This window comes from Bifidobacterium catulorum (assembly GCF_003129925.1).
In the GTDB taxonomy this organism is placed as follows: Bacteria; Actinomycetota; Actinomycetes; order Actinomycetales; family Bifidobacteriaceae; genus Galliscardovia; species Galliscardovia catulorum.
The window spans coordinates 78264-90274 of sequence record NZ_QFFN01000002.1 but is presented as its reverse complement, the minus strand read 5'-3'; the positions used below and the strand labels follow the sequence as shown (position 1 = coordinate 90274).

Annotated in this window: 7 protein-coding genes; 1 reads left to right on the top strand and 6 read right to left on the bottom strand. The window is 64.0% G+C overall.

Translation table 11 applies throughout. From position 1 onward, the window contains the following. Positions 1–34: 34 nt before the first annotated feature. On the top strand, positions 35–1711 hold the full coding sequence (pgm, locus tag DF200_RS01530) for a phosphoglucomutase (alpha-D-glucose-1,6-bisphosphate-dependent) (protein ID WP_109136537.1): 1677 nt from the start codon (positions 35–37) through the stop codon (positions 1709–1711). Between the two features lie 489 nt (positions 1712–2200). On the opposite strand, the gene DF200_RS10635 is transcribed toward pgm, so the two are convergent. From DF200_RS10635 to DF200_RS01495, 6 genes are all read right to left on the bottom strand, one after another. After that, on the bottom strand, positions 2201–3157 hold the full coding sequence (locus DF200_RS10635; protein ID WP_146191981.1) for a hypothetical protein: 957 nt from the start codon (positions 3155–3157) through the stop codon (positions 2201–2203). 856 nt (positions 3158–4013) lie between these two features. Beyond that, the gene (locus DF200_RS01515; protein ID WP_109136534.1) at positions 4014–6899 is read right to left on the bottom strand and encodes a fibronectin type III domain-containing protein; all 2886 of its coding nucleotides are present in this window, start codon (positions 6897–6899) and stop codon (positions 4014–4016) included. After that, positions 6896–8296, bottom strand: a complete 1401-nt coding sequence (locus DF200_RS10950; RefSeq protein WP_109136533.1) for a hypothetical protein — start codon at positions 8294–8296, stop codon at positions 6896–6898. The genes DF200_RS01515 and DF200_RS10950 overlap by 4 nt, the downstream gene beginning before the upstream one ends. Then, a complete protein-coding gene (locus tag DF200_RS01505; protein ID WP_109136532.1) occupies positions 8296–9228 on the bottom strand; it encodes a heme ABC transporter ATP-binding protein in 933 nt (310 codons plus the stop codon). The genes DF200_RS10950 and DF200_RS01505 overlap by 1 nt, the downstream gene beginning before the upstream one ends. Continuing rightward, positions 9225–10385, bottom strand: coding sequence for a FecCD family ABC transporter permease (locus DF200_RS01500; RefSeq protein WP_206603399.1), 1161 nt, complete (start codon positions 10383–10385; stop codon positions 9225–9227). Before DF200_RS01500 ends, DF200_RS01505 begins: the two co-directional genes overlap by 4 nt. Next, positions 10382–11617 (bottom strand): heme/hemin ABC transporter substrate-binding protein, encoded by a 1236-nt coding sequence (locus DF200_RS01495; RefSeq protein ID WP_109136531.1) that lies wholly within the window; start codon positions 11615–11617, stop codon positions 10382–10384. Before DF200_RS01495 ends, DF200_RS01500 begins: the two co-directional genes overlap by 4 nt. Between the last annotated feature and the right edge of the window lie 394 nt (positions 11618–12011).

The window sequence follows — 12011 nt, the reverse complement described above, 5'->3', positions numbered from 1 at the left end:
CCCGATTCGAATTCCGTTGTGGCAGAATGGCCTTATGGTTGCTAACAATGCGGGCAAGCCCGCCACCCCAGAAGATCTGATCAACGTCGATGAGGTCATCGGCAAATACTATGACCTCGTCCCCGACCCGTCCGTCCCGGAGCAGCGTGTCATCTTCGGCACCTCCGGACACCGTGGTTCGTCCCTGAAGACCTCGTTCAACGAGGCGCATATCGTCGCCATCTCCCAGGCCATCGCCGAATATCGCAAGAAGGCCGGCGTCACCGGCCCGCTGTACCTCGGCTCCGACACGCACGCGCTGTCCGACCCGGCCAAGAAGACCGCCATCGAGGTGCTCGTCGCCAACGGCGTGCACGTGCGCATCGACTCGCGCGACGACTTCGTGCCCACCCCGGTGGTCTCCCAGGCCATCCTGACGCACAACCGCGCGGCCGACGGCACCCAGCGCTTCTCCGGCGAGGGACTGGCCGACGGCATCGTCGTGACCCCGAGCCACAACCCGCCCACCGACGGCGGCTTCAAGTACGATCCCGTCACCGGCGGCCCGGCTCCGGCCGAGACCACCAACGCCATCGCCGCCCGCGCCAACGAACTGCTCGGCGACTACAAGTCCGTCAAGCGCGTTCCCTACGAGGAGGCCATCAAGTCCGAGTACGTCGAGGGCTTCGACTTCCGCGAGCACTATGTGGCCGACCTGGGCAACGTCATCGACTTCGACGTGATCCGCAACTCCGGCGTGCGTCTCGGCATCGACCCGCTCGGCGGCGCCTCGGTGAACTACTGGCCGCTCATCAACGAGAAGTACGGTCTGAACATCGGCGTCGTGCGCCCCGAGGTCGACCCGACCTGGCGCTTCATGACCATCGACCACGACGGCAAGATCCGTATGGACCCGTCCTCCCCGTACGCGATGAAGGGCCTGGTCGACGAGCTCAACGCCGGCGCATGGGACAAGTACGATCTCGTCGGCGGCACCGACCCGGACGCCGACCGCCACGGCATCGTCTGCCCGGATTGGGGCGTGATGAACCCGAACCACTACATCGCCGTCGTCGTGGAGTATCTCTTCGGCGGCAACCGTCCCGACTGGCCTGCTGGCGCGGGCATCGGCAAGACGCTGGTGTCGTCGTCGCTGATCGACCGCGTGGCCGCATCCATCGGCGCCAAGCTCGTCGAGGTGCCGGTCGGATTCAAGTGGTTCGTCGACCCGCTGTTCAAGGGCGAGGTGGCGTTCGGCGGCGAGGAGAGCTCCGGCATGAGCTTCCTGCGCCGCGACGGCCGCGTGTGGACCACCGACAAGGACGGTCTCATCCCCGACCTGCTGGCCGCGGAGATCACCGCGAAGACCGGCAAGAACCCGGCCGAACTGCATAAGGACCAGGTGGCCCGCTTCGGCGAGTCCTGGTACAAGCGCGTCGACACGCCGACCACGCTGGAGCAGAAGCAGAAGTTCGCCAAGCTCACCGGCGACGACGTGACCGCGTCGACGCTGGCCGGCGAGGACATCACCGCCAAGCTCACCGAAGCCCCGGGCAACGGTGCGAAGATCGGCGGCCTGAAGGTCACCACCAAGGACAACTGGTTCGCCGCCCGTCCCTCCGGCACCGAGAACATCTACAAGGTGTACGCCGAGTCGTTCGTCTCCCCCGACGCGCTCGACAAGGTGCTCGATGAGGCCGAGGACGTCGTCGACAAGGCCCTCGGCGAGTAGTCTCGCCAGGTGAATAGTCACCAGCATCACAATGACCCGCTGCGCGTCGCCTACTCGCAGCGGGTCATCTGTCTGCTCTTCGCGATGGTTATAACGCACGCGCACGCAAAACCCTACGCGTGGCACCACCTCGCGACGGTTATAACGCACGCACACACAAAACCCTACGCGCAACACCCCCTCGCGTAGGTTTCTACGTATGAGTGCGTTATAACCATTCCGGGAATCCCCTTTGCGTAGGTTATAACGCACACACAAACCTACGCGCAGCACCATCTCGCGTAGGTTTCTACGTATGAGTGCGTTATAACCATTCCGGGAATCCCCCTTGCGTAGGTTATAACGCACGTGCACGCAAAACCCTACGCGCAGCACCCCCCTCGCGACGGTTATAACGCACGGCTGCGGCATAACCTACGCAGGTGGGCGGTACGAGCGGGTTGATACGCACACATGCGTTATAACCAGCGCAAAACAATACACAGCGCATCACCGCCGTTTCGGAACCCCCGCCTCTCGAAGCTTCCGTTCCAATCGTTCCGGATGCAACCCGTCCTCGTATTCAAGACGAACGATTCGCATGACGCCGCCCGCATACAGGCACGTCTCCCTTTCCCTTTCGGCATGGACGCGCGCCTGAATGCCGCGCCTCGTCCCGTCGTCCAGCACGTATTTGCTCATTCCATCGAATTCCGCCACGATAATGGTCCCATCGGGCAGTTCCCAGGAAAAATCCGCTCGAAACGGGGCATCTGGATTATTAGGATTATGGAATGGTCTTTGCAACCGAGGCATGATGAACTCCAGCTCCGCGATCTTCGCCCGCATGAATGACTCGCCGCCATTCTCGCTCAACGGGTCGGCATAATGACAAAGCGTCATGACCGCCGCACAATCAAAGCCGAGGGATTTGCAGTACGCCGGCAACATCGCGATATCGGTTCCCCGACGTACCGCCGAATCGAACAACGGCAACGTCTGGGAAAACGAATACGTCAGTGCGCAATCCACCAATGTCCGATACATGTTCGTCACCGACAGCAACGAACGCCGTTCTGATACATCACCGATATTCGGAATGTAAATACGTTTAAGCTTGCCGTTTCCCCGATTGGAATGAAACGAACTGGCTACGGTGACGACCTCATCATCGTGCATAGCATATGCGTGTTCGAGACCGTGGATACTCGCGGCACTCAATCCCGCGAAAACCCATGTCGGATGCAGAATCGACAGCGCCCTGAGCACATGTACATGCCGCTGTATGGGATCGAGGCCGTTCCAATACGAGGACCGTGCATACACATTGCAATACGGTGAGACGAGTATGCCTCGATCGCGTCTTCGACGCAACGGCTGTCGCTGCGTCTCGGTCAAGCCGACGGCACAACGTTGCTCAGACTCCGCGACGTCAAGCAATCGCTCCGTTAACAGGTGTGTTCTCATAACACAACGGTATTGTCCTCGCGCACATCCTTCGAACATATCGGAGCAATGTTGACGGATGGACCACCCTCGACCACACGAAACGTAGGTTATAACGCACGCGTACGTAAAAACCTACGCGTGGCGGCACCTCGCGATGGTTATAACGCACAGTCACGCAAAACCCATTCCGCGCAGCGCAGCACCCACTCGCGACGGTTGTAACGCACGCGCACGCAAAACCTTACGCGTGGCGGCACCTCGCGATGGTTATAACGCACGGTCGAGCAAAACCCATTCCGGGAATCCCCTTTGCGTAGGTTATAACGCACACTCGCGGCATAACCTACGCAGGCGGACGGTACGAGCAGGATTATACGGATGCATGCGTTATAACCAGCGCAACCCGTTCCGTCAGGATGGTTTTTACGCGCGCATGCGTTATAACCAGCGCCAGGAGTCTTTCCGCGGTGCCAAAACACGACCAAACGAACAGGAACAAGGACACGGCCGGGTTCCACTTGTGGTCATACCCGAACAACGGACAGAGCCGTGCAGCTGACGCGGTTTCTGTTCGCTGCAACAATCCCAACGGGCAGGGACTGTATACGAGATTCGGTTTCCGTTCGCTGCAACAATCCCAACGGGCAGAGCCGTGCAGCTGACGCGGTTTCCGTTCGCTGCAACAATCCCAACGGGCAGAGCCGTGCAGCTGGCACCGTTCGCGTTCGTTGAAATAATTCCAACGGGCAGGGACCGTATACGCGATTCGGTTTCTGTTCGTTATATGCCGAGGTTTCCGTGCGTTACGGCACGCACGACGAACAGGAACGGCGGCATACAGGTCGGTTTCCGTTCATTGTGGATCAAACTGCGGCTACAGGCCGAGTCGGGAATCGAGGGCGGCGGAGGGGTCGAGGCCCAGACGGCGTCGGATGAACCAGCCGATGCCGAGGGGCAGGGCCGTGGCTGCGGCGACGCCTCCGGAACCGATCGCAATGGTCCGCGCATTGTCGGCGATGAGCGGCGAGGCGTCGTTCCCCGAGGCATTGGTCTGCGTCTCCGAGCCGGCATCGCCGTCATCGGCCGTCGAGGATGCGTCGGCGTTGTTCTTCGTCGTTTTGCCGGTGGACGTGGTGGACTTGCGCTTGGTCGTGGACGATGCGCCGCCGCGCGACAGCAGTCCGCCGCCCAACCCGGACGACGACGAGCTCCGCCCTCCGGATGCCGTGGCGGCGGCCGGACTGCCGGAGCCGGCGCTCACCTTGAACGTGGAGTCGTATTGCACGGAAAGCGGCAACGTGGGTTTGGCGAAGTCGCGTTGGCTGTTGGCCGTGTACCAGTAGGCCGACTGGCCGGTCTCGACCTGGAAGTCGACGAACGACTGCGGGAACGCGCCCCAGTAGGCGGCGTTGGTGCCGTCCTTCGCGGCCTGCCCGCCGTGGTCGCCGCTGGCGGTCACCTTCACGCCGAGATATTCGGGCGTCTTGGTGAATCCGTGGGCGCTGGCCGCCTTCTTGACGTCCACGCCCTTGAAGTCGGCCAGATGGATCGTCCTTGGCGAAAGCGTGACCCATTTGCTGGAGTCGTTCATGTCTGCGCCGTATCCGGAGGCCGTGGCGGTGAGCGCGCCGTTGCCGGAGGCGTCGAGGGTGAGCTTCGGATCGGTGACACTCCAGTAGGTCATGCCGCCGTAGTAGGCCACGGTGAACGATCCCGTCCACGAAATCTCGACCGAGCCGTCGGATTTCACGGTGCCGGCGCCTTTGGAGAGCACCACCTGGGTTTCCGAGTTGACGGAGCGGCCGTCCGCCCGTTTCTCCATCTTCACCGTGTCGCCGTCGCGGGTGAGGCATTTGCTGTCCCATGATGCGGCGACCCATGTTCCGGAGGAGTTGGGTTTTTCGACGCTGACGTTGCCGTCCTTGGCCTTGTAGAAAGCCGAGGTCCAGGTCTTGGACGAGCCGGTGTTCCCAGCCTTGCCCGCGGAGATGAAGTTGCAGCCGCCGTAGTAGGCGGCGGAGTTCGTCTCGTCGTTGATGCCCCAACGCAGCGTGACGTCCTTGTATGCGGTGCCGTCCGTCGTGTTTCCGGAGCCGTTGGAGCCATTGCCATTGCCGCCGTTGCCGTTATCATCGGAGCCGCCGCCCGACGACGACGTCTTGGTGGTGATGGTCATGGCGTTCGATGCGGGGCCATCGCCGATGTCGTTGACCGCCATGATGGTCACGGTGTAGGTGGTCGCGGATTTCAGCCCTGTGATCATGCCGCTGCGTTCGTCCGAGCCGAAGGATGCGCTCACCGATTCCCCATTGCCGGACGAGGGTTTCGCCACGGCCTTGAATCCGCTGAACGACGGGTATCCCGGCTGTTCCATCGGCGCGTTCCAGAACAGTTCCACGCGGTCGGTGCCTTCGTCGTCATGATTGGTGAGCCGTGGCGCGCCAGGCAGCGACCCGACGGTGAATTTCGCGGTGAGCAACGGGTCGGCACCCTCCGCGGTGCCGTGTTCGCGCAGTTCGAACGTGTAGTCGCCGGTGGATGCCGTGGCGGGGACCGTGTATGTCCACACCCATGTTTTGTCGTTCTCGTCCTTCCAGGAAACGGCGTTGCCGTTGCGGTCCTTGATGGTCACGTCGTATTGTTTGCCGTCGTCGAGATTCGTGGCCTCGAATGTGATGGTCTTGCCGAGTTCCACGCCTTTCGGCTTCACGGCGAGCGAGGGCTTCCCCGTTGTCTGGCCACCGCCCCATGTGACGACGACCGGCGACGCGACCTTGCGCGGCTGGATGCTGTTCACGCTGCCGCTGGTCGTGTACCAATATGACGACTGCCCGGTCTGTATGTTGTATTGCACCCATGATGCGGGGAACGAGCCCCACCATGCGGCGTTCTCGTTGGTCTTCTCGGCTTGCCCGGAGTGTGCCTCTGCGCCGGTGTCGGCGGTCACTCCAAGATAGTCGGGCGTTGCGGTGAGTTTGTTCTTCTCCGTATCGAAGGCGATCTGGTTTTCGGCGCCGCTTTGGGCACCGGTGGTGAAGTCGGCCAGACGGATGGTGGTTTTGGCCAGCGTGGTCCATTTGCCGGGGTCGCTCATGTCGGCGCCGTATCCGGTTGCTGTGCCGGTGAGCGTTCCCTTGCCGTTGGTGATGTCGAGCACGGGGTCGGCGATGGACCAGTAGGTCATGCCGCCGTAGTAGACGATAGTGAACGAGGCGCCCTTCCATTCGATGTGGGCGGAGCTTGTGGCGGCGTCGATGGTGCCTTGGCCGTCGGAGAGTCGTACGACGTTTTCGGAATAGGTCGGGTTGCCGCTGGATGTCTTCATGCCGCCGGTCGCACCCTTGATGGATTCCCCGGCACGATTCGTGCAGCGTGCGTCGAAGCTCTCGACCCGTTTGAGATCGCCTTGCTGGTCTAGTTTGAGGATTTCGGCGTGGGCTGATTCGTCGACGGTGCGATACAGCGGCTTGCCGTCCTTGCCGGTTTTGGCGGCGGTCCAGACGCCGCTGCCGCCCGCGTCGCCGGCGGTGCCGGCGGACAGGGCGTTGCAGCCGCCGAAGTACGATCCGCCGCCGGTTTCGGGATTGACGCCCCATTCGAACACGGCGTCGTCGACGGTGATCGACGTTCCGCCGCCGGTATTGTCGTTGGCATTGTCGGCGGCGAGCGCCGGCGCGACCATGGCCACCGATCCGGCGCATACCGCGAGGACGGATGCGCCGGCGCAGACGGTTTTCAGTATGGTGTGTGCGATGCTCATTGCTGGCCTTCCTTGTCTGCGGCGCCGCCCGAGTGCCGTGTGAAGAATCCCCGGATGCCGGTGGCAGTGCCAGCGACCGTGCCAGTGGCCATGCCAGCGGCCGTGCCAGCGGCCGTACCAGCGACCGACGCGGCACCGGCGGGCGTACCCGCTCCGCCGCCTGCGGATGCTTCCGTCACCGGCGGGATCACCTGCGTGGCCTGCGTCGCCGCGGCCGGGTCACCGTTCCGGCCGCCGTCCTGCCGCGGCGTGGGGATGGGCAGCGGGGCGTCTTCCACAAGGGACTGCGCCTGGTCGGCTCGCCCTTGTTCCTTGAGCAGCCGCTGGTATTGCCGGCGTTTGCGTTTGGCTGATTTCAGGGCTTCGCGCGCGCGCACGTCCTCGGCCTTGCGTTCGCGTTTGGCGATCTCCTTGTCGAGTGCGGCCGGTGAGACGCCGAGCAGCAGCGATTTGGCGGCGAGGTATCCGCCGACTCCCGCCGCCAGCACGATGATGGCGATGCCGAGGACGATGATGGCGGCGACGATCAGCCATCCTGCTATACCCAGCGTGGGGACCTGCGTGCTCATGGTTTTCTCCTCCGCCGCCGTCTGCGGCTCATTGGCGGCTGCCGCCGCTTGCGCTTTCTTCTTCGCCGCGGCTTCCGCGGCCGCCTTCTTCTTGGCTTCCGCCGCCGCTTTGGCCTTGGCCGCGGCATCGTCGGCGGTTTTCTTGGCGTCGGCCGCCGATGAGTCGTCGCCGGAATCGTTCTGCGTGGCCGTCTGCTGTGCGGCGGCGAAGCTCAGTGGCGTGAAGGTTTCGTTGGTGGCGTTGACGACGCCGTGGGCGCCGATGGTGATGATGCCGCATTGCACTGCGGTGCAGTCGACTTCGGTAGGGTTGTTGGACCGGTCGTAGCTGGTGAATTTGGCGCCGGGCACGGTGATGGTCGCATGCCATGTGCCGTCCGAGGCGATTTGTCCGCCGTTGGCTGCGGATGCGGTGGAGTCGCCGGGGAAGGCGACGAACACGTCGTATCCGGCGGGGTTGTTTTCGTCGTCGGGCATGTATCGGTAGTCCTGGCCGGTGATGCCGCCCTGCGATGGCCGCCATGAGCCGCCGGACGGATCGTTGACCCAGCCGAAGAGCACGTAGATGCCGCCGAAGCCGCCTTGCACGGATTGGAATCCGCTGCCGGAGAGCTCCACCGCGGTGTCGCCGTCCGGGTTGAGGGAGCCTCCGTCCACGTTGGCGCTCACCTTGGCGGCGGCGTCGGCCGTGGGGATGACGCGTACGGCGTCGGCCGCGAAGACCGCCGTGCAGGTCATCGCCAGCGCCGCGATCATGACCGCGATGCGCCGTCCAATGGTTCGACGTATGGTTCCGGTTCCGTTGATGTTGCCGTTGGTCGCACCCATCAGGACACCCCCTGACCGGACAGACCGGACAACCGCGCGAGGTTCGCCCTGGCCGCGTCGGGGAATCCGTGGTGTTCGCCGTAGACGTGCCGCGTGATGGCCGGTCGTTTCGGCAGGATGATGAGTCCGCCGCCCGGATGCGGCAGCACTTCGATGGGGCATTGGTAGACGTCGCTGAGCATGGTGGAGGTGAACACCTCTTCGGGTGTGCCCACGGCGCGCAGCCGGCCGTGTTCGAGCAGCGCGACGCGGTCGGACCATGCGGCGGCCGCGTCGAGGGCGTGCACGATGACGACGACCGCGCAACCGGCGGCGGCGTATTCGCGTCCGATGCGCATGAGCATCTCCTGGTGTTTGATGTCCATGGCGGCGGTCGGCTCGTCGAGCAGCAGGATGGGTGCGGCCTGGGCGAGGACGCGCGAGAATGCCGCGCGGCCGCGTTCGCCGCCCGACAGCGACGTGTAGACGCGGTCGGCGAGCGGCATGACCTCGGTCATCGTCATGGCGGATTCGACGATCATGTCGTCGTCCATCTCCTCGGCGGTGCCTTCCCATGGGGACCGTCCCATGCGTACGATGTCGTCCACGCTGAACGGGAAGGTCACGTCGACGGATTGCAGCAGCACGGACCTGCGCATGGCCAGTTCTGTGGCGTCCCATGAGAGGGCGGGCAGACCGAACAGGGTGATTTCGCCGTCGGACAGCGGCACGTCGCCGGTTATGGCGTTCAACAGCGTGGATTTTCCGGCGCCGTTCGGTCCGACGAGCGACAATACTTCGCCGGCGCGCACGTCGAGGTTCACGCCGTCGAGGATGCGTCGTTCGCCGATCGATACGCCGACGTCGACGAGTTCGAGCACGCGGTCGCCGGGGTTCGGCATGGTCGGCGTGCGGTGGACGGTGTTCCATGGCAGTTGGATCGCGATGCTCATGCCCAGCCTCCTGACTTGGAGCGGCTGCGGCGGAGCAGCCAGAAGAAGAACGGTCCGCCGACAAGCGAGGTGAGCATGCCGATGGGCAGGTCGGCGAATTGGATGGTGGTGCGTGCGGCGAAGTCGGCGATGGTGAGCAGCAGCGCGCCGCCGAGCGCGGAGGCTGGCAGCAGGGTGCGATGGCCAGGGCCGATGATCATGCGCAGCAGATGCGGCACGACGAGACCCACAAACGAGATGATGCCTGCGAAGGCGACCGCCGAGGATACGAGCAATGCCACGGCCAGCATGGAGAGGAAACGCAGCCGCTCCACGTTGACGCCGAGGTGTCGGGCGGGTTTCTCGCCAAGGGAGAGCAGGTCGAGCTGATGGGCCATGAACTGCACGCCGATGATGCCGATGACGCACATGGGTGCGACGAGTGCGACCTGCTGCCAACGGCTGCCGTTGAAGGACCCCATCTGCCAGAACACGATCTGGTCGCGGGCGTTGGTGGGGGCGGCGAAGGTGAAGAACGAGATGAGCGCGCCGGCGATGGCGTTGACGGCCACGCCGGTCAGGATCAGCGTAACGATTTCGGTGCGTCCGCCGCGTCGGGCCAGCAGGTAGACGGACATGGTGGTGATAAGTCCGCAGGCGAAGGCGAGGAACGGCGTGGTGAACGACCCGAGGAACGTCCATCCCATGAGTATCGACGCGCTGGCGCCGACTGCCGCGCCGGAGGATACGCCGACGGTGCCGGGCTCGGCCAGCGGATTGCCGAACACGCCCTGCATGACGGCGCCGGCGACGCCGAGCGCCGCGCCGACGACGATGGCCATGACGATGCGGGGGAAACGCACGTTCCACAGCGCCTCGTTGCCGAAGGCGCGGCTGGGGCCGGCGAGCCAGTGGATGCCGATCTTGTTGAGTATGGAGCCGATGACCTGGTCGAAGGGGATGATGAGCTGTCCGAGGGATGCGGAGACGATGGTCATGACCAGCAGTCCGACGACGAGTACGGCAAAGGTGAGGGCGGTCTTGCCCATATGGGGTTTGCCGGCGATGCCGAGGTCGGTGGCGTTGGCGGCGATGTGCCGGTTGCGCGCCTGGTCGACGCGTTCGGCCGCGGCCCGTATCTCGCTTCGGGGCGCCGATGCGGTGTTTCCGTTCCTCACTGTTTCTCCTGTTTCATGTCGTCGAGTCGTTTTTCGACCACTTCCGGCTTGTGTTCGGGCTGATACGCCTGTTCCGGCACGTAAACCGCCGTGGCGAGCGCGGCGAGCACCTGTGCGGTCTGGGGGCCGAAGCTCATGATCTCGTAGTCGCTCATGTCGACGACGCGCCGGTGTTGTCCGGCCGGCGTCTCCTTGATGCCGGGCAGGCCGAGCATGCCGTCGAGTCCGCCGGCCGACTGCACGCCCAGGGTCATGGCGAAGATGACGTCGGGTTTGGCTTTGATGAGCGCTTCGGCGTTGGTGGCGGCCATGCCGTTGAATCCGACCTCCTTGGCCACGTCGTTCGCGCCGATGGATTGGATGAGCGAGTCGGCGCCGGAGCCTTCGCCGAACCAGTAGTAGATGGATTTGCCGCGCACGTAGAGGAATACGATGCGTGGTTTGCGGCTTTCGTCGGCCGGCGCCATGGTCGTTTGGATGGTCTGGATGGTCTGGCTGATTTCGCTGTTCGTACGTTTGACGAGTTGTTTGCCGAGGTCGCTGACGCCGAGTGCGTCGGCGACGGACTGAATCTGTTTGCCGACGCCGTTGACGCCGTCGTTGCTGGTGAGAGGCACGAAGACGACGGGCACGCCGGATTGGCGCAGCTGGAGCTGCACGTCATAGGGACCGATGCTGGTGTCGGTGATGATGACGGTGGGTTCGAGCGCGAGGATGGCTTCGGCGTTGAGGTCCATGCCGTTGACGGTGACCTTGGGAAGCTTGTCCATGCCGGAGGAGCCTGTGGCGGTGTCGCGGCCGACGAGGTTGCATCCGAAGCCGAGCGCGTAGACGGCCGCGGCAAGGCCGCCGTTCTGGTTGAGGGCGAGGATGCGCGTGGTGTCGGTGACGGTCTGTTCGGGGCCGTCGGCGCTTTTCACGGTCACGGGCAGCTTCTGCTGTTCGAACGGTGCATTGCTGATGGGGATAATCTGGTCGGATCGCGTGTAGGCGGTGGTGGGGCCGGTGATCTCGCGCGGGTTCTTGAGCTTGGATCTCGTGACGTTGGGGAGTTTCGGCGGATTGGGTGTGGTGGAGGCGTCGGGCACGTTGCAGGATTCGAGGCTCGATTCGGAGATGGTGCCGATGTTGGCGCAGCCCGCCAGAGACAGCAGGCATACGGCCGCGAGGAGCGACGCCAGCAGGGTTTTCGCGCGGCGTCGCGCATCGTCGATCAGATGTCCGATGTTCATGAACTGCGTTCCTTTGGACGGTATGGACAACGAAGGGATATGAAACCAATGCCTCCCCCTGACGAGGGAGGTGGCCGACGTAGCCGGCCGGAGCTCCCATCCAACAGGCTCCCCTCCCGACGGAGGGGAGCTGGCCGCCACAGGCGGCCTGAGGGGAGCCGCCTCCAGCCGATCCGCCTACCGCAGGGAACGGCGACGGAGGGCCAGCGTGACAACACCTGGACAGGCCGGGACCAAGGGCCTCCCCTCAGTCAGCCTGACGGCTGACAGCTCCCCTCGTTCACGAGGGGAGCCAGGCGGACGGAACTCCCATCCAACAGGCCCCCGCGTGTAGGAAGCCAAACGGACGGAACTTCCATCCAACAGGCTCCCCTCCCGACGGAGGGGAGCTGGC

Bases quoted from the DNA above. Each gene is read 5' to 3' on its own strand.
- pgm (WP_109136537.1), top strand. From the start codon at position 35: ATGGTTGCTAACAATGCGGGCAAGCCCGCCACCCCAGAAGATCTGATC.
- DF200_RS10635 (WP_146191981.1), bottom strand. From the start codon at position 3,157: ATGAGAACACACCTGTTAACGGAGCGATTGCTTGACGTCGCGGAGTCT.
- DF200_RS01515 (WP_109136534.1), bottom strand. From the start codon at position 6,899: ATGAGCATCGCACACACCATACTGAAAACCGTCTGCGCCGGCGCATCC.
- DF200_RS10950 (WP_109136533.1), bottom strand. From the start codon at position 8,296: ATGGGTGCGACCAACGGCAACATCAACGGAACCGGAACCATACGTCGA.
- DF200_RS01505 (WP_109136532.1), bottom strand. From the start codon at position 9,228: ATGAGCATCGCGATCCAACTGCCATGGAACACCGTCCACCGCACGCCG.
- DF200_RS01495 (WP_109136531.1), bottom strand. From the start codon at position 11,617: ATGAACATCGGACATCTGATCGACGATGCGCGACGCCGCGCGAAAACC.